The sequence below is a fragment of the Streptomyces sp. NPDC093984 genome (assembly GCF_044764595.1).
Lineage (GTDB): Bacteria > Actinomycetota > Actinomycetes > Streptomycetales > Streptomycetaceae > Streptomyces > Streptomyces cynarae.
Map to the genome: position 1 here is coordinate 1 of NZ_JBIWIM010000030.1, position 21,444 is coordinate 21,444.

Below are 21,444 nucleotides of genomic sequence, written 5' to 3' on the forward strand. Positions count from 1 at the left end.
GCCGATGCCGTGTTGTTGGGCCAGGAGCCGGTAGAGGGCTTTCACCCGCTGGCCTTCCATACCGCGCAACTGCGCGAGTGTCGTGCCGTCGGGGATTTCGTCGTGGAAGCGCATGCCGTACATGCGGATGGCGACCTCGAGGCGGCGCTGGGGGTCGGTCCAGGCGGCAACTTGCTGTTCGAGCCAATGGGTGGTGAGGGAGTCGGGCAGGATTGCGGCGTAGGTGCGGACGACGCCAGCGCCAGTGCACACGACGCTGGTGCCGTGGCGGGCGAGGGTGGCCAGGGCTCGGGTAGTGATGGAGACGCCGGGCCCGAGCAGGAGGCAGGACAGGGCGGCGGTGGGGATGTAGACGGTGTCTGTGCGGCGGTCCTCGGTGAGGATCTGGGCGCACACGCCGGTGTCGTCCTGCACGATGCGGACCATGTCCATGTAGAGGAAGGACAGCGAGTCCGCGACGCGGGGCAGCATGGCGAGGGTGGGGGCGGCGAGGCGTGTGCGGGCGTCGCCGCCCCTTCGCGGTGCGCTCACGCGGTTCTGGCCGGGGCGAGGCTGAGGAGGCCGCAGCCGTAGGCCTTTCCTCTGCCTATCCCTTCTTCGACTCGGCGGCGCAGGGGATCGGGGTCCCTGATGATGGCGTTGCCCTCGAACCGGGTCCGAGCGTTGTGGATGCGCTGTTTACCTTGATTTTTTACGCCACTTGCTGCGATCAGTCGCGTGGCGTGGACGGTGTCGACTTTCAGACCTGATTGTTCGGCTTGGCGTCGCCACCATTCTTCTGCGGCTGGGCCGGTGAGCGCGACAACGGGTTTGAGGCCGTAGAGCTCTTGAGTTTTTCTTCCGGGCTTGCGTACTGCGTTGGCGTCGATGCGGTAGCGGACTGGCAGTCCGGGGCGGAGTGCGTCGAGCAGGGGGTTGAGTGGCCTGGTGTCTGCTTGACCGTAGTCCGGTGGGAGCAGGTTCACGTCAGGTTGGGTGCGGCTCTGCAGGAGCAGGTAGGGCCCTTGGGGGGTTTCTTCTGCCCGGAATAGGATGCCGAGTTGCTTGCGCGCTTGGTCACCAAGGTTGTCCGGAAAAAGCTTCATCACTCGGTAGTGAAGCTCTACAGCGTTGCGGAAGTCGCGGCTTGCTTGGCGGTTGCGAGGGTTGGGGATAATGCGGGTCAGCCAGATGGTGGTCATGGTCGGTTCCGGTGTCCTGGTTTCGGCGGGCTGTGCGGTGTGCTCAGATGAGGCCGTTGTTGATCATGTCTGGTGTCAGGGGAACATGGCTGATCCGTACTGCTCGGGGTGCGTAGGAACGGTTCTGCCGGGTGAAGGAGAGCGGGTAGTCATGGCGTAGCTCGACGTCCAGTGCCAGAGGGTCGGCGTCGACGATGGTGCGCAGCCATGCCGGGGAGGGGGCCTTGGTTGTGGTGCGTCGGTTGGCATGGATGCGGGGCTGGTTTTCGAGCCAGGAGTGGGTCCTCAGTGCGTCGTCGAGGGACTGTCGGGTGACCGGGCCGAATTCGCCCCCGAGGCCTGGGCTGGGAATGGGCCGTGCCGGCACGAAAGCCTTTCGGCCGAAGTAGAGCGGCCATCGTGGTGAGGTCAGGGCGGTGTGCAGTTGGTGCAGCAGCTGTGTGTCGTCCGACTCCATGCCGACGAGGAAGAGGGCATCGGCCAAATAGAACCTTTTGGTGACTGCGGTGCGATGGTTCTTCCCCTCGGTGTCGGGGACGTTCTGCACGGTGTGGAAGTCGACTTCGACAACGCCTTCTCGGTCGACGCGCACGCCCATGCGGAGCTTTGCCAGATTCTGGATCTCCTTGTCGGCGTCTCGTGGAATGCCGAGAGCTGCGGCAAGGAGTCCGACGACGCCCGACTTGGTGGGTTCGGTTGCCGTGTCGCGGCTGGCGAACTGTGACCTGGTGCCCCATGCCTGCATGGGCGCGTCGAAGCACATCAGCAAAGTGGCCATGAAAGTCAGCCCTTGGTGGCCGTCAGCAGCCGGGAGATGAATTCGTCGAGGGTGGGGGCGATCTCATTCTCGGGCATGCCGGTGGGGTTGGAGCCGATGGAGGCGATGGTGGTGTGGCGCAGTTGGGTGTCGCCGTAGAAGCTGCGGAGCTGTTGGAAGTGGTCAACGAGGCGCTGGGTGGAGGCGGCCATCAGGTCGGGCACGTCGGTGACGGGGCTGAGGAAGGCGTTGGCCAGATTCCATGCGCCGGTTTCGCGGACGACTCCGAGAAGGGTTTGCGGCATGGTGCGGGAGGCCATGGAATTCTGCTTACCGCCGGGCACGGCGTGGATGAAGGAGTAAAGCCAGGCGCGGGCGCTGCGGGCTACGAGGTCGGGGTCGTCGGGGAGGTTCGTGGCGAGTTGTTCAAGGTCGAGGTTGGCGTATCGGTAGAAGCAGGCGGCGTTGAAGTCGACGGTGCCGATCATGTCTGCTGCGGGTTCGGCGTCGGGGCGGAGGTCGTCTAGAGCGGTGTAGTAGTCGAATTCGTTGACGACGGCGTGGGTGGAGAGGGCGTGGGCGACCTGGGAGGCTGCGTTGACGTTGAAGTCGGTGTTGTCGGCGATCATGCGGCCGAACAGGGCGATGTCCGCGGCCCGGGTGCCGTCGAGGATGCGTTTGGCCTGTTCCTGGGCCTGCTTGGTCGGCTTCTTCGGGGGCGTCTTGGCAGCTGTCTTGCGGGGGGCGTTGTCCTGCTTTTCCTTGCGTTTCCTGGCCTCGGTCACGGCCTTGGCGAGGTCCTCCCAGCGCTCGTCACAGTAGTCGGCGAGCAGGGTCTGGGCGGGCTTGCCGACGTAGAGGAGGTATTTGGTCAGGCCGGTGGCCGTGTGTGCAGCGAATCCGATCTCTGCCAGGCCGGCCTGGCAGACCTCCACGGCCTGTTCTTTGTCGCGGCCTCGGCCTGCGAGGAGGGTGGCCGCGGCGTCGCGCAGGCGTTTGGTTCGCACTCCCAGTTCGGAGGGGTCGAGGCCGTGCTGGGGGAGCAGGGTGCGTGCGGCGCGTTTGAGGGACTGGCTGGAGATGCGTGCGCGGGTGTGGCCGCCGAAGCGTGCGGTCTTTGGCTGGCCGAGGTCGTCCCGGTTGAGGTTGCTGACGGGGAAGGACTGAAGCAGGTGGAGTTCGATGAGCATGGTGGGTCTCCGGGTCAGGCGGTCGTGTCCGGGATGGTCGGTTCGGGCTCGTCTTCGGTGTTGGCGGGGTGATGAGGCCGGCCGGCCCTGTGGTAGTCACGGGCCCAGGTCAGGCGGATGCGCTGGCGGCGGTCGGCGTTGTGTCCGTAAGGGTCGTCGATGAGGAGGTCGACCAGTTCGTCGAGGAGGCGGTAGTAGTCGAGGGGGATGGCCGCGGTGGCCAGGAGTTGTACGCATTGCCGCAGGTAGTGCGGCAGGGCTGCGGTTTCGACGGAGACGAGTTGGGTGAAGCGACGTTGCACGGAGTCTCCGCGGTCCTGGGCGAGTCGCCCCATCGCGGTTCCGATGGATGATCGGGCGTGTGCGTCTTGGGGTTGTGGTTGGGGATGCAGGGCGAAGAGGCCCGCGACGAGCAGCCAGATGTGCTGTTCGGCTTCGGGTGGGTCGAAGTCGAACACGGTTTGGTAGGCGTCGGCTTCCTGGCGTGGGCCGGCGAAGCTGCGGCGCAGGCGGGCCAGGGTGCGGCGTGCTTCGGCGGCTGCGTGCCGGTTGTTGGAGGCGATCGAGCGGTTCAGGCGGTACAGGTGGGTGACGAAGTCACTGCGACGCTGCCGGGTGTTGTTCGGTGGTGTGGCGGTGCGGGCGGTCGTCATGCATCCTCCTCGGGGGGTGCGCTGTATCGGGCGAGGCCGCCGCGGAAGGTGCGCTGGAGTTGGTGCCGTGCGAGTTGGAAGTCGTCGAAGTGGGCGCTTGCGGTGAGTAGTGAGCGGTCGCGGCGTGGGGCTCCTTGAAGCCACTGCCAGGCCGTTTTGTCGGCGAGGTCGGAGACTGTTTGTCCCCACCGTTCGGCTGGCGCGGTCTCGGGTGTGCCAAGGCGTACTGCCTCGCCCAGTTCGCGCAGAAAGGTGGCGAAGGGGGCGGCCAGTCGGGGCCAGTAGTGGATCTCCAGGTCGGTCGGTTTCTTGTCCTGCTCCTTGGTGAGTTCGCGGTGGAAGTCGGCGCTGTACTGGCGTTCCATCAGCTTGAGCTGCTCGCCGAGGTCATTGGCCAGGGAGACCGCGTAGCCGATGATGTAGCCCACGTGGGCCCTTTCGGCTCGCAGGAGCGCTACTGGTGCGGGGACGGCTTCCTCATACCAGGCGTAGGTGTCGCCGCCCTGGTCGCCGAGTTGCTGTCCGAAGATTCGCAGGGTGTAGACGGTGTCCTCGGCGATATGGCCGTCCTCGACGAGGTCGGCGATGTGATCCAGGGCGGCGGGTCGTTGCCGCTGCGGCTCTTGAGCCGGCAAGGGGCCCTTGGCGCGCAGGCGGCCGCGCCAGCTGTTCCACCAGCGTGGGTCAGATGAGAGCAGCAGTTCCTGGCTGTGCCGCCAGACACCGCGCAGTTCGTCCAGGGTGACCGCCCGGAAGTCGCCCTGCTTGTTGCCCTTGAGCCACGGGCGCCGGTAGGCGGCCATGGCCTCCCAGTCGATGAGGTCGCCTTCCATGCGTGTGCCCGGTGTGAGCACCACGCCGTTGACCAGGGTGGCGCCGGACACGACGGTGGTGGACAGCAGGATCCGTCGGGACGGCCAGGTGAGCAGGTCGGTCCACCCCAGGGGGGCGCGGGCATCGGGTTCGGGGTGTGGTGGCTGCGGTGCCTCCCATACGGGTCGGTCCCGTGGTGTGGTGCGCGGGGGGAGTTCTGCTTCGGGCTGGTAGAGCTGCATGTTCAGCAGCAGGGTTTCATGCAGGTTGGCGCCTTCGACCAGGACGCAGCCGAAGCGGTTGCCCAGACCGCCTTCCGCGCTGCGCTCGGTGCGGTAGGGCTGTTTGGTGCCGGAGGTGTCATAGGCCTGGGTGGTGACGAGCCAGCGGGCCGCCTCCGCCGGCTGCAGCAGCGGGCGCTGGTCGGCGGTGGTGTGGTCGAACAGGGTCCGGTTGCTGCCGGTGGCCCGGTGAGCGACCAGTTTGGCTGTGCTGCCGGGGGTGTTGTCCAGGGCCGGGCACTGGAAGAAGGGCCTGTCAGAATCGAATAATTCGAAGCAACGCGAGAAATCTTGCTGGTAGGCGGCCAGTTCGGCCTGGGGCAGTCCCCCGCTTGCCGTCGCCTGCCACAGCTCGGCCCAGCGCGCCCTGTCCAGCGGCCGGTACACCCGGTGAGCCAGCGCCAGCAGCAGCCGGTACAACGCCGCGGTCATGGTGGGCGTGGTTCCCACCAGCCGGCGGTAGCGGGACGCATGGCTCAGGGCCTGCGCCAGCCCCACTTCCTCCTTGACGCCGTCCAGGCGTACGACCGGCAGCCACGGCTCGGTCAACAGATTGAACCCCACAGCGCGTTAGCCCCTCCCCCAACTGTCGTGCAGGAGGCGAGTCTGGCAAACGCCACTGACAATCGGGGCCGGATTGAGCAGAAAAGGATCAGTCGCCGGTCACATCGACGTGATCCACCCACAAGCCGCGGCCGGTGCGGTATCCGATGCGGACACCAGCGAGCACCGCGTGGCCGTCCTCCAGGACGAGCGCGCGGCACCTGCGCAGCCAGGCACTGGCACGAAACAGCGGCGGCACGGCCATGTGCTGCAGCGCATCGACCACGTCGGCACCGATGTCCTCGCCGGCGTCCACGACCAGGGACGAATCGAGCAGGATACGCACCGTCTCGTCGTCCACCCTCTTCTGTTCAGCCTGCAGATCCAGTACCACCTCGCCTGTGAGCGGCACCACCAGAGGTGAACCGGGCAGTCTGCGAACGAGAACGAGGTGCACCGACGGGCCCATCTCCTCCCCCAGGACGGGTGCCACAGCCGCGGCCACACCGTCGTCGAGTCCCCTATCAGCGTGCATCATCACGGCGGTAGCTCTCTTGCCGAGTGCGGGACGCGCTGGTCGCCTTCGCGGTCAGCTCCCACAGCTGGACGTCGTTTCGCGGTTGCGGCAAGCGGACAGCCTCAGCGCCCTGCTCCTTGCGGGCGATACCCCGTCCCAGCTGCTCATCGGCCCTCGCCCACTGCTTCTCCCAGCCCTGTGGACAGGCGAGCAGCTCATCAGGACCGTAGACAAGATCGACTAGATGCTGCACCTCGTCCGGGCAGTGCAGCCGCTCACGCTCCCGCAGCAGGGCCCAAGTCCGCAGCAAGATCGCCTCGGCGTAGACGTTCGTCGTGTACGGCGGGAAGACGATCTTCCCGGGGCTCTCCTCCACCCCGGTCAGGGCCAGCAGCAAGGGCGGCCTGTCCCCACCGCGATCGTGCCGCTGGATGCGGCCCATCCGCTGAATCAGACTGTCGATGGGCGCCAGGGAACTGATCATCACATCGAAGTCCGCGTCCAGGCCCTCTTCAAGCAGTTGGGTGCCCACGACGATCGCCCGCCGCGGTCTGGAGCTCCCCTGGTGGCCGTCCGGACGGCCGAACCTCACGCGGATCGCCGCCTCCACGCGGACGCGCTCCGCCTGCACAAGCTTTCCGTGCAGCAAAAACACCTCGGGACGTTCCTCAGCCGGCAGCTGCTCCACGCGCTGGACGATCTGCTCGTGCGCCTCAACGGCGTGCCGGACCAGGTTGTGCACGACCGCCACGCACCGCCCCGCACCGGCCTGCCGAACAGCCCACTCCGCCCGCGACTCGAAACCGACACGCACCAGTTCCACCACCCGGTCACTGTTCAACAGCGACGCCTCAACCCCCACGGTCTCCACCGCATTGCTCTCGGTGTCCGCCCACGCCACCCGCGGATACCTCCCCGCGTACGCCGTCGGCGCCTCGACCTTCAGTGGCAGCCGGCCCGCCGCGCCGGCCCGCCAGCTCTCTACCAGGGCATGCTGGCGACGAGCCGGAAGCGTGGCGGACAACAGAACGACCGGCACCCTCAGCCTGCCAAGCCACCACAACAACCGGTCCAACAGTGTGGACATGTGCACGTCGTAACCGTGGACCTCGTCGAACACCACAACCTTCCCCGACAACCCGGTCAGACGCACGAACACATGGCTGGAGCGCAGCGCAGCCATCAGCGCCTGGTCCACCGTGCCCACCCCCAGCGGCGCCAGCAGGCCCCGCTTGTGAGCGAACCACTCGGCAGCCTCGCCGTCACCATCGCCCTCACCATCGACATCGACCCCAACCGGACGCAGCCCATCGGCCACATCCACCGGCGCTTTGCGGTCCTTGAGGTACTCGCCCGCCGCAGAATGCAGCAGCCGGACAGGCGGAGCCTCCTCCCCCAGCCCCGCCAGAAGCTGGTCGACCGCATCGAAGGCCTGATTGCTGGTCACCCGGGACGGCATCGCCACATAAAAACCCCGCAGACCGAACCTGCGCACCAGGGTGGCCGTCGCCTGCAGCGCGGCTTTCGTCTTCCCCTCGCCCGTCGGAGCGGCCACCACCACGATTCCCGGGCCCCGCATCCGGCCGACCACCGTCTCGACCGCCTCCTGCACCGGATGCGGTCGCTCCTCGCGCGGGAACAGGACCCGAAACCCTGTCTCCCGCGGCGGCCGCCACGGCCGCCACGCCAAGCGCTCGATCTTTCGCGCCTCATCCCGCCGTGCCTGCCGCAGGTACGCGACCAGATCGACACCCGCGCCGACGTAATCCTCTTCCGGCCGCGCTGAGGCGATCCAGTCACTGACCGACGTCAACCCCGCCAGCGCCACCACTGCCTCGGTACTCAGACGGACCCCGTGCCACGGCAGTCCCTCCGGCTCGGGCAGCCCCCACAAGGTGATGACCTGACGTACCAGGTCATCACACGCGGCAGCCCACCAAGGCCCTCCGTTGTCCCCCACCGCCTCCCGCGCCTGGCGCACCGACGCCGCCGACGGGATCACTCCGTGGTGCCCGCCCAGAGCCCACGCAATCGTGCGTGCCGTCTCCGGCACCGCCCCCCAGGCCTTGAGAATCCGTGTCATGTGGACCGCCGTCAGCAGTCCGTGGTGACAATCCGTACGCGCTCCACGCCCCCTCCACCGCGTCAACCGCCCGATATGAGCGGCTGCCGCCCGGCCCATGGCCGGCGCGGCGATATCCTCCCGCAGCCCCTGAAACGTCGGCGACAACTTCCCCAGGTCATGCACACCGCACAACACCGACATCCAGCCCACCGCATCGCCCAACGGACTGAACGCCCGATCCAACTCGGCACGGCAATACGGCCCCACCAGCACATCCACCAGCCCCTCAGCCACCACCGCCGTATCCAGTGCATGACAGATCAACGGATGCGGAACCCGCCCCCCACCGGCCTTCCCCCACCCAGCCCGAACATCCACCCCACCACGCTCAACACCGGCCACCCACCCATCCAACCCCACACACCACCCGCTGCTGCACCCTTTTGACCTACCGCGCCGGCATCTACCGCCTCCCACACCGCGGCACGGGCCTATAGCCGACCGATAGAGTCCAAACCAGCGAGCCCCGCATCGAACGCACATTGACTCGAGAACAGATCAAATCCCCACCCCGCAACTGCTGTTCAACCTCTGCGCCGACAACGCCGCCTCCGACCAACGCAGGAGGCCGTTTCGTCGCTCCCCCCTACAGAAGGAAACCGCCCTCCCCACCTACGTGGGGTCACGGCGCAGACGATCATCCAGCAAGCCCCTCCCCCACCGACGCGGGGGATCCGCACGCCCGGATCACGGCGCAGGAGCTGTTCTCCCACCGACAGGCGGGTGCCCCGGTTACAAGGACGGCTCCCTTGGCTCTCCGACCGTTTTCCCCACCGACGCGGGGGGTGTTCCGAACGCGGTGCTCTACGGCGGCCGACAGACCGGGTCCTCCCCGCCGACGCGGGGGTGCCGCACACGCTCAGTCTGGTCGAGCACGCCCTGACGTCCTCCCCGCCAACGCGGGGGTGTTCCGACGTCACCCTGGGTGCGCGAGTGCACGGTGACGTCCTCCCCGCCGACGCGGGGGTGTTCCGAACCACGACGGATACATCGACGGCAGCCGGTCGTCCTCCCCGCCGACGCGGGGGTGTTCCCTGCGCGGGAGCCAGAACCCGGACCCTGCGGTGGTCCTCCCCGCCGACGCGGGGGTGTTCCCTGCGCGGGAGCCAGAACCCGGACCCTGCGGTGGTCCTCCCCGCCGACGCGGGGGTGTTCCGTACGCCCAGCGCACCCGCGTCCTGCTTGCCGAGTCCTCCCCGCCACGCGGGGGTGTTCCGATGTCTGGCTTGCAGGGGTAGAACTCGCCCTTGTCCTCCCCGCCGACGCGGGGGTGTTCCGTCGGATGGTGCTGTCTCGGCGTCGGCCCAGTGGTCCTCCCCGCCGACGCGGGGGTGTTCCGATGATGACCGGTCACGGTGCCGAGTACCGCACGTCCTCCCCGCCGACGCGGGGGTGTTCCGCAGGGATGGGGGGCGTGGTCGGCGCACAGCTCGTCCTCCCCGCCGACGCGGGGGTGTTCCGCACGCCGCCCAGTTGGAGCGAGGAGTCCTCCCCGCCGACGCGGGGGTGTTCCGAGCGTCGTCGGACCCCAGGGGCCTCGAGGGCCGTCCTCCCCGCCGACGCGGGGGTGTTCCGACCGACAACATGACCCGCATCGCCGACCGCACGTCCTCCCCACCGACGCGGGTGTTCCGGTGGGGAGGAGGGGCGGGTGACGATCTCCTTCGTCCTCCCCGCCGACGCGGGGGTGTTCCGTGGATGATCTTGGCCACGCCCAGCTGGCTGGCGTCCTCCCCGCCGACGCGGGGGTGTTCTGCCGCCCGCGCCCTCGAGGACATGAACACGCGGGTCCTCCCCGCCGACGCGGGGGTGTTCCATATGCGGCGAGTTGGGTGCGGGCGGTGGTGTCGTCCTCCCCGCCGACGCGGGAGTGTTCCGCTCATGGGCGCGCAGTCCTTCGCGCTCGCCCGGCCCTCCCCGTCGACGCGGGGGTGTTCCGGCGATCGACCAGCTCGTGCCTGCCTTCTCCGAGCCCTCCCCGCCGACGCGGGGGTGTTCCGCTCGTAGCGCGTGAGGACTGGGGCGCCCCGGCGTCCTCCCCGCCGACGCGGGGGTGCTCCAGGCTCCCGGGCTCGAGGGTTCTGTGTCAGGGGGTCCTCCCCGCCGACGCGGGGGTGCTCCGCGGATTCAGGGCATCACCCAGCAGGGCGAGACGTCCTCCCCGCCGACGCGGGGGTGCTCCGCCGCTGGCCAGCTTCTCGGGCGCCGCGGTGGTGTCCTCCCCGCCGACGCGGGGGTGCTCCGGTGCATGTCAGACCGCAGACCGGCATACTCGGGTCCTCCCCGCCGACGCGGGGGTGCTCCGTCGGACATCATCGCCGCCGCGGTGGTCCGCTTGTCCTCCCCGCCGACGCGGGGGTGCTCCGTACCGAGTCCAAGGGGCGCCGTGCTTCGGGGTGTCCTCCCCGCCGACGCGGGGGTGCTCCCGGATGAGCACACCATCCGGGCACTGGGGCCGCGTCCTCCCCGCCGACGCGGGGGTGCTCCGTCGATCTACGCATAAGGAGGGCCTGTCGTGGGGTCCTCCCCGCCGACGCGGGGGTGCTCCGTTGATGGCCTACCGGGCGGAGAAGCTGTTCAAGTCCTCCCCGCCGACGCGGGGGTGTTCCGCATCCGGTACACGGGGCAGGCGGTGGGCTGTGGTCCTCCCCGCCGACGCGGGGGTGTTCCGAGTCTGCTTAGAGGGCATCTGATCTAGGTAGTTGGTGTTCTGGGATGTTTTTGTGACTGGTGGCGTTGACGGTCGTTGCACGGTGCGTGAGTGCTCGTCGTCCGTACCGCAGTGACGTGTCCGATGCCCGCTGGGCCTTGATCGAGCCGGTCTTCGCCGCCTGGAGGGCGAGGCGGACCGGACCTGGAACGGCGGCCCGTGTGCACGATCTGCGGGAGATCGTCAACGCGATCCTTTACGTCAACCGCACCGGCATCCCGTGGGAGTACCTGCCGCACGACTTCCCGCCGTACAAGACCGTCTACGACTACTACGCCAAGTGGGAAGCCGACGGCACCACCGAGCAGGTCCACGACCTGTTACGCGACAAGACCCGCCGGGCTCACGGCCGCAGCGCACGGCCTACCGCGGCGGTGGTGGACGCGCAGAGTGTGAAGACCTCGGGAAACGTCGCCGAGAGCAGTCAGGGCATCGACGCCGGCAAGAAGATCAAGGGACGCAAGCGGCACGTGATCACAGACACACTCGGCCTCGTCCTGGCCGTTCTTGTCACCGCCGCGTCCGTGCACGACACGACCGGCGGCAAGCTGCTGCTGGACGACCTGGCCGTGGCGCATCCCAGCGTGTCCAAGGTCTGGGCCGACGGCGGGTACCAGAGCAGCATCTTCAACCATGGCGCCGGCCTGGGCATCGATGTGGAGGTCGTGCAGCGACCGCAGACGAAGGGGTTCAAACCACTGCCGAAGCGGTGGCTGATCGAGCGGACCTTCGGCTGGTTGATGCAGCATCGCCGTCTGGCGCGGGACTACGAAGCCTTGCCGCAGCGATCCCGGACGATGATCCACTGGGCGATGGCTAACAAAATGTCGCGCGAGCTGACCGGAGAATCTGCACCAACCTGGCGAATCGAAACGGACATCCCGCTCACAACAGAGTGAAGGCTGATCAGATGCCCTTTTAGGGCCCGCAAGGTGGCGCCGCAGTCCTCCCCGCCGCCGCAGGGGTGTTCCGATCGGCGAGTTCGCGCTCGCTGGTGGAATCGGGTCCTCCTCGCCGCCGCGGGGGTGTTCCGAACTCCTCGCCGTCCTCGTACTGCGGGTCCATGTCCTCCCCGCCGACGCGGGGGGGTGCTCCGTTCTACACCGAGCGGACCGGCCGCGCCGTCGTGTCCTCCCCGCCGATGCGGGGGTGTTCCGAACGCCGGGCGCATGGCGAGGCGGTGTCCTCGGTCCTCCCCGCCGACGCGGGGGTGTTCCGGTGATCCAGACCAGCGGGTGGCCTGGATCCGTCCTCCCCGCCGACGCGGGGGTGTTCCGGCATCCAAGGACGACATGAAACTCGGCGTCCAGTACTCCCCGCCGACGCGAGGGTGTTCCGTCCGAGGGCAAGGCGACCCCAGCGCGACAGACGTCTTCCCCGCCGACGCGGGGGTGTTCCGAGCCACGGCGTTGCGCTGAACAACACCACCGAGTCTTCCCCGCCGACGCGGGGGTGTTCCGACCGCTGGACGGCTTGCCGGGGCCTGGTCGGCGTCCTGCCCGCCGACGCGGGGGTGTTCCGGACGCCCGGCCCGCCGCAGAGCTGCAGAGCTGCAGAGCTGCAGAGCGCGTCTTCCCCGCCGACGCGGGGGTGTTCCGCCGTCGCAGTGGTGGATAGGCCAGCGCCCAGGTCCTGCCCGCCGACGCGGGGTGTGCCGATGGGAGCGCGCCGCTTTTAGTCCACCGTGCGATCCTCCCCGCCGACGCGGGGGTGTTCCGCAGCCCTCGGGGGCCTTGCCCAGGTTCTTGTAGTCCTCCCCGCCGACGCGGGGTGATCCCCGACGCGTTCGGCAATCCCGCTGATCGTGGGCCCGTCTTCCCCACCGACGCGGGGGTGTGCCGCACTACGCCGAACACCCTCCGTACGAGCGTCCGTCCTCCCCGCCGATGCGGGGGTGCTCCGCCCGCTCCGGCGCCCGCGCCCGCGCCCGCGCCGACCTTGTCCTCCCGCCGACGCGGGGGTGGTCCGCCGGCGAGGTCGTCCAGGGTCGGAATCCACGGGTCCTCCCCGCCAACGCGAGGGTGGTCCGCAGCTCGTGGACACCGCGAACGGGGCGTGAGCGTTCTCCCCGCCGACGCGGGGGTGTTCCGGTGTCGTCGTCCGGGGGCGTCTCGTGGTCCTCGTCCTCCCCGCCGACGCGGGGGTGCTCCGCCCGGTTCCCTCTGGGAGCTGGAGGCCGCAGCGTCCTCCCCGCCGCCGCGGGGGCGTTCCGACGGTGACGCCGTCGAGCTTGCTCCAGTCGATGTCCTCCCCGCCGACGCGGGGGTGTTCCGTAGGAGCGCAGGCTCGCGAAGGAGACGAGGTCCTCCTCCCCGCCAACGCGGGGGCGTTCCGGAAACGGTGGCGGACCCGGATGCACGTCTGTCGTCCTCCCCGCCGACGGGGGGGTGTTCCGCACCTCGTCTCCTGGAACCTCGAAGACGAGCAGTCCTCCCCGCCGACGCGGGAGTGTTCCGGCCGTCCCGTGGTGGCTCCATGCGGCCGGTCTGTCCTCCCCGCCGACGCGGGGGTGCTCCGAAGGTGTGGCGCCTCAACGTGGTCGAGACGACGTCCTCCCCGCCGACGCGGAGGTGTGCCGGAAACACTCGGGTACGAGATCATCCGCTGAGCGTCCTCCCTGCCGACGCGGGGGTGTTCCGTACAAGCCGACCGGCCTTGCCAGCATGGCCACGTTTTCCCCGCCAACGCGGGGGTGTTCCGACGGCCGGCGACGACTGCCCGCACGGTCGCTCGTCCTCCCCGCCGACGCCGGAGTGCTCCGCAACAGAGGCCAGGCGCGTGGACGCCTGACCTGTCCTCCCCGCCGACGCGGGGGTGTTCCGCACTGGTGGGACGTCGTCATCGCCGCGTTGAGGTCCTCCCCGCCGACGCGGGGGTGTGCCGTTCACCACGGACGGGCGGTGACCCATGGCGTTGTCCTCCCCGACGACGCGGGGGTGCTCCGCTGCGTCATGGAGCTTCTCCGTTCTCTACTTGGTCCTCCCCGCCGACGCGGAGGTGTTCCGATCGTCTGGTTGATGCGGTTCTGGAGCGCGATGTCCTCCCCGCCGACGCGGGGGTGTTCCGCTGTTCGACGCCTATCAGGAGCACTGCGGCCTGTCCTCCCCGCAGACGCGAGGGTGTTCCGAAGGTGTCCATCACCGACGCCGTCTCCAAGGCGTCCTCCCCGCCGGCGCGGGGGTGTTCCGGCTGGCGCTTCGTCGTCGCCGCGCCACGGGACGTCCTCCCCGCCGACGCGGGGGTGTTCCGACGACCGCGGCCGCCTCGTCAGGTACCGGACCGTCCTCCCCGCCGCCGCGGGGGTGTCCCGTACGCCTGTAGGTCGCGCTCCATGTTCTGAGGGTCCTCCCCGCCGACGCGGGGGTGTTCCGCGGGCGTAGCCGAACTTGGCGCGCAGGCCCGGGTCCTCCCCGCCGACGCGGGGGTGTTCCCGAAGCGACCGGCAGGACGCTGTGCTCGCGAAGGCCCTTCCCGCCGATGCGGGGGTGTTCCGTTCATGCGCCTAGCCGACGAGGTCCGCGTCGAGTCCTCCCCGCCGATGCGGGGGTGTTCCGCAGGGTCTTGCCGGCGCCCTGGTCGATGAGCTGTCCTCCCCGCCGATGCGGGGGTGTTCCGTTCTCCACGCTGGTCGGCGAGTACGGCAGCCGGTCCTCCCCGCCGACGCGGGGTGTTCCCTCGGGCGACTGGCTCGTCGGCGCGATCCTCGAGTCCTCCCCGCCGACGCGCGGGTGCTCCGTACCCGAACATCATCTACACCCAGCAGTACGGGTCCTCCCCGCCGATGCGGGGGTGTTCCGTTGATGGAGATGGGAGCCTCAGGCAGGGAAGGGTCCTCCCCGCCGATGCGGGGGTGCTCCGTGAAGGCCCGGCGCAGCCGAGTGGGAGGGCAGGTCCTCCCCGCCGATGCGGGGGTGTTCCGATGCCCTTCGGGGGCGACGCGGTGATCCGCACGCCCTCCCGCCGACGCGGGGGTGTTCCGGCGTACCACGAGCACCGGGCCGACGCGATCGTGTCCTCCCCACCGATGCGAGGGTGTCCCGCAGATTGCCGGCGTCTCGTACGCCGGGGTGCCGTCCTCCCCGCCGATGCGGGGGTGTTTCGTGGAAGACGGCCTGTTCGACGAGAGACTGGTCGTCCTCCCCGCCGACGCGGGAGTTCTCCGCTCGGCGGCGACCCGAAGAAGACCGGGCGCCGTCCTCCCCGCCGACGCGGGGGTGCTCCGCAGTACCTCGACGCCCCGGACGCCCCGCCGGCATCCTCCCCGCCGATGCGGGGGTGTTCCGCCGGCCGTGGTGGAGGCGTGGACTTCCACCCGGTCCTCCCCGCCGACGCGGGGGTGTTTCGGAGATCTACGCGGCCTCGCAGGACGAGGCGCCGTCCTCCCCGCCGACGCGGGGGTGTTCCGTACGGGGTGTGGATCAAGCTGTGGCATCCGGAGTCCTCCCCGCCGATGTGGGGGTGTTCCGCAGGGGATCACGCGGAAGGCGGCCTCTGGTTCGTCCTCCCCGCCGATGCGCTTCCGTACAGGTTGCCGTCCGGGGCGAGCACGATGCGGTCCGCCCCTCCGATGCGGGGGTGTTCCGTACGCGGAGGGCCAAGTACGACAGTGGCGACTGTTCTCTCTGCCAGTGGTGCATGGCCCGGGTGATGGATCGGTGGGGCCCGAATACTCGCTACGTCGGCACGCGCCTGTAACCGCGCTCGTACGTACCCGGTCGGGTGAAGACGTGCGAGCGGGAGAACTTCAGCGGGACGTCGGCACGTCGTGCTGTGCGTGAGACAGATCAATGACGCGCACGGGCCCTGCCGGGTCTGGCCGTGGTGGACGTCGCGGCCGCCGATGGCGAGACCGCCTTCGCTATCCAGGAGCTGCTCGCCGCGCGGTGCGCCGTCGCGCCGGCGGACCGCACGACCTACGAGCCCGGCGAACCCGGTGTACGGCTGCGGTTCTTTCTCGACTTGCACCAGGCCCCCGACGCGTAGGCCTAAATCCGTGGTCGGTCTCCCGACCACGGCAACCGACGCGGCGGCCGAGTCGCGGAGCGGTGGCGCAGCTCACGCAGCACAGCGAAACAAACTAGGCTGGTTCACAGTTCAACAACATGCGGGCGTGGAGGGGACAGTGTCCCCGGGCCTCACCTATCGCCCGTGGGGACGATCGTTCGGCTGAAGCCCCACGGAGCCACTCGCCGAGAGGCGACCGCCCTCCGCCCCCGCCCCTGACCGCCCCGGTCGACCCTCCCCCGAGTCGACCGGGGCTTTTCGTGTGCCCGCAGGTCGAGCTGCAGAGTCCTTGTGGCTGGTCAGTCGCTGGGATGCGTGGCGGTCTTTAGCTTCCAGCCGCTGCCCGTGCAGCCGTCCTGAAGCGGAGAGAAGCGGTGCCCTTTCACGTCGGTGCTGTACTCGTGCGACTGACCGCAGTCGCATTCGTAGATTCCGGACTCCGGCATGACTTCCCCTGGGTGGTACACCTGGTCATTGGCATCAGCATTCATGTCCCCTGTCCACGGCGCAGGGCAGCAGACCGTGATCGGAGCCGTACCAGGCGGGTCGCTGTGCTGGTGCCCGGTCCGGCGCCGGCCTGCTACGCGGCCGTCTTCTTCCGGCGGCGCGCGGCCCGGGCCAGGGCGTCCACCAACTCGTCATGGCTCATCTTCGACCGGCCCGGGATGCCCTCATCGCTGGCCCGCTGATATAGCTCCGTCTTGCTCAGCTGCCGCAACTCGCGCTTCCCCACGCCCCGGCCGCGTGCGGTGGTGGACGCGCTTGCCTGCTTGTGCGGGGCCGTCTTGCCCGTGGTCTTCTTCGCCTGCTTCGCCGCGGCCTTCCGCACCGGCTTCCGCGCCGATGCCTTCTTGGCCTTCCGCTCGTCCGGCGCTTTGCCTTTGGAGCTGCGGGTCTGTTCGACGCTGCGCTGGAGGGCTTCCATCAGATCGAGGACGTTGGTGGCCTGCGGTGGGGCTTCCTCGCTGACGATCTCCTTGCCCTTGGCCTTGGCGTCGACCAGCTCCTTGACCCGCTCCTCGTAGGTGTCGTGGTAGTCCTTCGGGTTCCAGTCGATGGACAGCGCGCCGATGAGTTGGCGGGCGGTATCCAACTCCTTGCCCTGGGCGTCGCCGCGGTCGGGCAGCACCGGAAGTTCTTGCTGCGGGTCGCGGACCTCATCCGCCCAGTGCAGGGTGTGCAGCACCAGCACCTCTTCCTGTGCGCGCAGGGCGACGAGGTACTGCTTGCCGCGCATCACGAAGGTGGCGATGCCGGTCTTGTTCTCCTTCTCCAGCGCGGCCCGCAGCAGCTCGTAGACCTTCGTGTACTCCTCCCCCTTGGGGGCGAGGTAGTAGGTCTTGTCGAAGTAGACCGGCTCGACCTGATCGAGGTCGACGAAGCCGGTGATCTCGATGACCTGGGACTTGCCCGGGGCGATGTCGTCCAGCTCGTCGGGTTCGACGATCACGTAGTCGCCGCCGCCCAGGTCGTAGCCCTTGACGATGTCGTCAAAGTCCACCTCCTTGCCCGTTCTCTCGTTCACCCGCTGGTAGCGGACGCGGTCGGAGGTGCCGCGCTGGAGCTGGTGGAAGTGGACGGTGTGGTCCTCGGTCGCGGTGAACAGCTGCACCGGCACCGTGACCAGCCCGAAGGTGAGCACCCCGCTCCAGATCGCTCGCGCCATCGCTCATCCCTGCCCTTTCATTTCGTCTGCCTCAGGCTTGTGCTGCGTCTGTTCGGCGAGCTTCCGGGCGTGTGCGGTGCTGTCCTTGGCCCGGCGCCGGGCCTCGCGCACGGCCCGGTCCACGTCCCGCGCGTGGTCGCGGGCCTTCCGGGCGGCCTCCCGGGCCCGCTGCTGCTGGCGTTCGGCGTCCTGAAGCTGCCGGGACAGGTCGGTGACGCGCTGCTCGGCCTGCTGCTGCTCTTCCTCCGCCCGGCGCTGCTCCTCCTCGGCTGCCGTCAGCTCGGCTTCGCGGTCGTGGAGCTCCTGCTCGGCTTCCGCGGCCTGCTGCCGGGCCCGCTGAAGGCGCTCCTGCTGCTCGCTGCGACGGGCGCGCGCGGCATCCAGATCGGCCACCTCGCCCGCGGGCTCGGCCCGGCCGGCAACCGGGGCCGGCGCGGACTGCGCAGAGGACGTGGGGAAGCCGACCGGGGCGCTCAGCGGCTTCGTCAGACGCCCCTTCGCCCATTCCTCGGCCGCCTGGGGGTCGGCGAGCACCGCGTGCAGGGTGTCCTGGACCTCCTGCCGGGTGGCATCGCTGATGCGCTGCCCCGCCTGGGCCGTCAGCTCGCCGGCCTGCCGGGCCAGAGCGAAGGTGAGCTGGTGCTGCTGCGCCGACAGCTCCCGCAGCTGCTCACCATCCAGATCCTTGTGGGCCTGCCGCAGCGCCTCACCCAGCTGCAGCAGCCGCTGCACCTCTTCCGGCTGCTCGCGCACCAGCAGGTTGCTGGCCCACGCCGCCAGAGTGGGGCGGCGCAGCCGGCGGATCTTCTCGGCCAGCTTGCGGTCCCCCGCAGCACGGGCCGACTTCGCCCGTTCGTCGCGGGCAGCGGTGAACTCGCCCGGCGACAGGCCGTACAGCTCATCGGCGACAGCGTCCAGATCCACACTTCCCTCCCACCCCCAGGCCCGATATGCCGATTTTGTCACTATTTGATCTGGTAGGGGTTGAGGGTGGACGCGAACGGCGGCCGACCGCCACGGAAGGCATCGAGCGGGAAGTGGACCCTGCCGGAGCCGATGCTCAGCACTCCCGTGGCCAGTGCCGAGCTACCGCGGAAATCGGCTGCCGAGCCGAAGTGGGACGGGTTCCGCGCCCTGATCTCCGTCGACGCGGGCCTGGTAGTACTGCGCTCCAGGCGCGGCACCGAAATGCTGCCGGCGTTTCCGGAGATTAGGGCCGGGGCCATGCAGCTGCCGGACGCGACCGCTTTGGACGGCGAGCTGGTCATCTGGGACACCGCGGGACGGCTCGCCTTCGAGCAGCTGCAGAACCGGCTGCAGCGGCGCGGCGCCCAGGCGGCCCGGGCCGCAGGCGAGTGGCCGGCCCACTTCGTCGCGTTCGATCTGCTGCGCCTCTCCGGGACCGACACGACCGGATGGCCGTATCGACGGCGCAGGACCGCGCTCGAGTCCCTGTTCGCCGCCCACCGGCTGTCCGCCCCATGGGTGCTGTGCCCCTCGACCACCGACCCGGACACCGTCCGCGAGTGGCTGACGTGGGCATCGGTCGGCATGGAGGGCCTGATCTTCAAGCGGCTGGACAGCGTCTACGAACCTGCGGTGCGCCGGTGGCGGAAGTACAAGGTGCGCGAGACCACCGAGGCGATCGTCGGCGCGATCACCGGCACACTCGCCGCTCCCCGCACCCTGCTGCTCGGCAGGTACGACGACCAGGGCGACCTGCAGTACACTGGCCGCACCACGACGCTCCCCCAAGCGGCGAGCAGCACGGTCGCCGGCCTACTCGCCCCGGCCCGGCACGGTCATCCATGGACGGGCTGGTCGTTCGCCGCCGGGTGGGGCAGCCCGGAGACGCTGGACGTCACGCTCGTGGAACCCGAGGTGGCGGTGGAAATCGGCGTCGACGTCGCCCGCGACGCCTCCGGCCGGTGGCGCCACCCCGCACGCCTGCACCGTGCCCGCCCCGACCTCTCCCCCACCGACGTCCCCCGCCTGGCGTCGCCGCCTCGCTGAAGCGGCGCAGGCGCGGCCGCCCGCCGACACGCAACCGGCTGAGCGCGCGCCCCGATCCCCGGCCGCGGCCACGCCGCCCATCCCGCCCGTCCCTTCTCCTTCACTTCAGCCAAGGACCATGGGCAGACCACGCCGGAACGCCGGTGGTGACCTCGGAGAACTCCAGGACGCTGCGAGGACTCGGGCAACGTCTGTCGCAACGGTGCCCCGGTCAGCAGTCCAGTGCGGGCAGGTGGGCCAGGCCGGTGTCGAGCATGATGCGGTCGATGGTCTCGTGCAGGGCGCTGTCGGCGCCGATGACGGTCTCGATGCCGCCGGGCAGTAAATCGCGCGGCCGGTACCAGTCGCGCAGTTGCGTCTCGTTGACGTCGTCGGCGATCGGCTTGGTGGCGTGCCGGGCGAGGGTTTCGCCGAACGGCACGTCCAGGTAGTAGCCGTGGGTCGGGCCGCGGTGGTCGGCGCGCAGCTGGGCGAACATGTCGCCGTAGCGGTCGGCGTAGAGGATGCCTTCGGGACCACGACGTGATAGCCGGCGTCCAGGGCGTAGCGAGCCGTCAGGTCGATCAGGCCGATGTTCGCCGCTCCGGGCCGGTCATGCTCGCGCAGCACGATGCGGCGCAGGTTGTCCTGGCCGACCAGGGCCAGGCCGCGGCCGAACCTCTCGCGGAGGCCGGCCGCGACAGACGACTTCCCCGAGGCGCTGTTGCCGCGCAGCACGACCAGCCGGGTTTCTTCAGTGCCCACCATCACGGCGCTCACGTTATCGACCGCTCGTGACAGCGCCTGGGGCGTTCTGGGGCACCGCCGACACCTCCGCGTAGGTCCTTACCGAGGATCACGAGGACGTCGCGGACGTCGTTCAGCAGCTGGCAGCCGTCGGCCTTGGAACAGCCCTTCAATGCGCCACCCCGCACCGGCCGGCGCTCGGCCGGGCTCACGTCTTGCAGCGACGCGGCTGGCCCCGCCGAGGGGCGAGGCGACAGCGATACCGCCGTCACCCCGCCCCTGATGCCGCCGTTCAGCGCTCAGCACCCACCGCGGCGCAAGCGGCAATCGGCAGCGCCTCTTCGTTGGTCAGCGGTGGCGGTAGCCGCCCCAGGCGACGGAGTCGACGTACTGGTGGTGGTTGTTGCGCAGGGTTGCGGTGTCGGCGATGTTGTTCCAGACGTAGGCGCGGCGGTCCTGGTAGAGATCGTGGCGGGAGTCGCGGCCGATGCCGGTGTGGACGCGGACGGTGGAGCGGCCGTCCAGGCGGTAGTGGTGGAAGGTGTAGGTGTGGCCGGCCCGGTCCGACAGCGTCCAGCCGTCCAGGTTCACGGCCCGGCGGGTGTTGTTGGTGATATCCACCCACTCCTGGTTCAGAGAACGGATGGAGCGGTCGTCACGGCCCGGCGAGTCGTACTGCACCCGGCTGATCTGAACACTGGCGCGGGGCGCGCGGTGGTCGGCCGCGAAGGCCGGCACGGCGATCGCCGCGGTGGCGGCCGCAGCACTCAGCGCGGCGGCGGTCAGACGGCGAGAAGTCACAGAAACGGTCACAGGTCCCCCTGCATGTGCGGGCACAACTCCTATCCGCAGCCATAGGGCCGCAGACCGGGTGTGCAAAGTGCGGGTGGCGGCTGGCTGGCCGCGCATCCACACCTTGCCCACCAAGTGAGGCGAATGCGGACGAGACGTGAACCGTGTTACAGACCGCCCATATCACCGTGACGCTCACCTGCAACACCCATCTACGCGGCGGATACACCAGGTTGACGCGCCCTTGGGCCGACAACCGGTGCGGGCGCTGGGCAGCGGGCCGCACATGCTCCACCGCGCCACTCCAGGAGCGTCTACGCCGTCACCCGAAAGTGAGTAACGACGCCCGACGGCTGACTCGGCCATGGCGACCGTGGCCCGGTCCGTCACGGATCTCGACTGGGCTGCGAAGCCTGGCATGCGTAGCGGGCTGGTGGCCTGGATACCGTTTGACCTGCCCGGCTGAAGGTTGT

At 69.4% G+C, this 21,444-nt stretch carries 15 protein-coding genes, 2 pseudogenes and 1 CRISPR repeat array; of the genes and pseudogenes, 4 read left to right on the top strand and 13 right to left on the bottom strand.

Features of this window, described 5'->3' with window-relative positions; genetic code table 11:
• From ACIRC0_RS38325 to cas3, 8 genes and pseudogenes are all read right to left on the bottom strand, one after another.
• A pseudogene (locus tag ACIRC0_RS38325) lies at window positions 1-471 on the bottom strand (type I-E CRISPR-associated endonuclease Cas1); the annotation flags it as partial.
• Between the two features lie 56 nt (window positions 472-527).
• Entirely contained in the window at window positions 528-1,181 is a 654-nt protein-coding gene (cas6e, locus tag ACIRC0_RS38330; protein WP_403626339.1) for a type I-E CRISPR-associated protein Cas6/Cse3/CasE, read from the bottom strand.
• A 43-nt stretch (window positions 1,182-1,224) separates the two neighbouring features.
• The gene (gene cas5e / locus ACIRC0_RS38335; protein WP_403626342.1) at window positions 1,225-1,959 is read right to left on the bottom strand and encodes a type I-E CRISPR-associated protein Cas5/CasD; all 735 of its coding nucleotides are present in this window, start codon (window positions 1,957-1,959) and stop codon (window positions 1,225-1,227) included.
• Between the two features lie 5 nt (window positions 1,960-1,964).
• Complete coding sequence (cas7e, locus tag ACIRC0_RS38340) at window positions 1,965-3,128, bottom strand: type I-E CRISPR-associated protein Cas7/Cse4/CasC (protein WP_403626345.1); 1,164 nt, start codon at window positions 3,126-3,128, stop codon at window positions 1,965-1,967.
• 14 nt (window positions 3,129-3,142) lie between these two features.
• A complete protein-coding gene (gene casB / locus ACIRC0_RS38345; RefSeq protein ID WP_403626348.1) occupies window positions 3,143-3,781 on the bottom strand; it encodes a type I-E CRISPR-associated protein Cse2/CasB in 639 nt (212 codons plus the stop codon).
• Window positions 3,778-5,439, bottom strand: a complete 1,662-nt coding sequence (gene casA / locus ACIRC0_RS38350) for a type I-E CRISPR-associated protein Cse1/CasA (protein WP_403626351.1) — start codon at window positions 5,437-5,439, stop codon at window positions 3,778-3,780. The genes casB and casA overlap by 4 nt, the downstream gene beginning before the upstream one ends.
• Window positions 5,440-5,527: 88 nt before the next feature.
• Complete coding sequence (locus ACIRC0_RS38355; RefSeq protein ID WP_403626354.1) at window positions 5,528-5,911, bottom strand: hypothetical protein; 384 nt, start codon at window positions 5,909-5,911, stop codon at window positions 5,528-5,530.
• A 31-nt stretch (window positions 5,912-5,942) separates the two neighbouring features.
• Window positions 5,943-8,543 carry a CRISPR-associated helicase Cas3' gene (gene cas3 / locus ACIRC0_RS38360; RefSeq protein WP_403626357.1) on the bottom strand — a complete coding sequence of 867 codons (2,601 nt, stop codon included), beginning with the start codon at window positions 8,541-8,543 and terminating at the stop codon, window positions 5,943-5,945.
• Window positions 8,544-8,823: 280 nt separating this feature from the next.
• Window positions 8,824-10,730: a CRISPR direct-repeat array (repeat unit 28 nt; unit sequence GTCCTCCCCGCCGACGCGGGGGTGTTCC).
• 87 nt (window positions 10,731-10,817) lie between these two features.
• Here cas3 and ACIRC0_RS38365 point away from each other — a divergent pair.
• Together ACIRC0_RS38365 and ACIRC0_RS38370 are read left to right on the top strand one after the other, a co-directional pair.
• A complete protein-coding gene (locus ACIRC0_RS38365) occupies window positions 10,818-11,669 on the top strand; it encodes an IS5 family transposase (protein ID WP_403626360.1) in 852 nt (283 codons plus the stop codon).
• A 3,919-nt stretch (window positions 11,670-15,588) separates the two neighbouring features.
• The gene (locus ACIRC0_RS38370; RefSeq protein ID WP_403626363.1) at window positions 15,589-15,753 is read left to right on the top strand and encodes a DUF6207 family protein; all 165 of its coding nucleotides are present in this window, start codon (window positions 15,589-15,591) and stop codon (window positions 15,751-15,753) included.
• A 320-nt stretch (window positions 15,754-16,073) separates the two neighbouring features.
• On the opposite strand, the gene ACIRC0_RS38375 is transcribed toward ACIRC0_RS38370, so the two are convergent.
• From ACIRC0_RS38375 to ACIRC0_RS38385, 3 genes are all read right to left on the bottom strand, one after another.
• Complete coding sequence (locus ACIRC0_RS38375) at window positions 16,074-16,265, bottom strand: hypothetical protein (RefSeq protein ID WP_403626366.1); 192 nt, start codon at window positions 16,263-16,265, stop codon at window positions 16,074-16,076.
• A gap of 89 nt (window positions 16,266-16,354) precedes the next feature.
• Window positions 16,355-17,440, bottom strand: coding sequence for a Ku protein (locus tag ACIRC0_RS38380; RefSeq protein ID WP_403626369.1), 1,086 nt, complete (start codon window positions 17,438-17,440; stop codon window positions 16,355-16,357).
• A 3-nt stretch (window positions 17,441-17,443) separates the two neighbouring features.
• Window positions 17,444-18,364 carry a hypothetical protein gene (locus tag ACIRC0_RS38385; protein ID WP_403626372.1) on the bottom strand — a complete coding sequence of 307 codons (921 nt, stop codon included), beginning with the start codon at window positions 18,362-18,364 and terminating at the stop codon, window positions 17,444-17,446.
• 132 nt (window positions 18,365-18,496) lie between these two features.
• Here ACIRC0_RS38385 and ACIRC0_RS38390 point away from each other — a divergent pair, with 132 nt between their 5' ends.
• Window positions 18,497-19,453, top strand: a complete 957-nt coding sequence (locus tag ACIRC0_RS38390) for an ATP-dependent DNA ligase (protein WP_403626375.1) — start codon at window positions 18,497-18,499, stop codon at window positions 19,451-19,453.
• A 211-nt stretch (window positions 19,454-19,664) separates the two neighbouring features.
• Here ACIRC0_RS38390 and ACIRC0_RS38395 read toward each other — a convergent pair.
• Window positions 19,665-20,062, bottom strand: a pseudogene (locus ACIRC0_RS38395) (kinase).
• Between ACIRC0_RS38395 and ACIRC0_RS38400 the strand changes: the two are divergent.
• Entirely contained in the window at window positions 19,976-20,230 is a 255-nt protein-coding gene (locus tag ACIRC0_RS38400) for a hypothetical protein (RefSeq protein WP_403626395.1), read from the top strand. The pseudogene ACIRC0_RS38395 and the gene ACIRC0_RS38400 sit on opposite strands and share 87 nt — an antisense overlap.
• A gap of 297 nt (window positions 20,231-20,527) precedes the next feature.
• Here the strand turns inward: ACIRC0_RS38400 and ACIRC0_RS38405 are convergent, their stop codons facing one another.
• Entirely contained in the window at window positions 20,528-20,992 is a 465-nt protein-coding gene (locus ACIRC0_RS38405; RefSeq protein WP_403626378.1) for a lamin tail domain-containing protein, read from the bottom strand.
• Between the last annotated feature and the right edge of the window lie 452 nt (window positions 20,993-21,444).

Coding starts and splice junctions, on each gene's coding strand:
- cas6e (WP_403626339.1), bottom strand. CDS start 1,181: ATGACCACCATCTGGCTGACCCGCATTATCCCCAACCCTCGCAACCGC.
- cas5e (WP_403626342.1), bottom strand. CDS start 1,959: ATGGCCACTTTGCTGATGTGCTTCGACGCGCCCATGCAGGCATGGGGC.
- cas7e (WP_403626345.1), bottom strand. CDS start 3,128: ATGCTCATCGAACTCCACCTGCTTCAGTCCTTCCCCGTCAGCAACCTC.
- casB (WP_403626348.1), bottom strand. CDS start 3,781: ATGACGACCGCCCGCACCGCCACACCACCGAACAACACCCGGCAGCGT.
- cas3 (WP_403626357.1), bottom strand. CDS start 8,543: ATGTGCGTTCGATGCGGGGCTCGCTGGTTTGGACTCTATCGGTCGGCT.
- ACIRC0_RS38375 (WP_403626366.1), bottom strand. CDS start 16,265: ATGAATGCTGATGCCAATGACCAGGTGTACCACCCAGGGGAAGTCATG.
- ACIRC0_RS38380 (WP_403626369.1), bottom strand. CDS start 17,440: ATGGCGCGAGCGATCTGGAGCGGGGTGCTCACCTTCGGGCTGGTCACG.
- ACIRC0_RS38390 (WP_403626375.1), top strand. CDS start 18,497: ATGCTCAGCACTCCCGTGGCCAGTGCCGAGCTACCGCGGAAATCGGCT.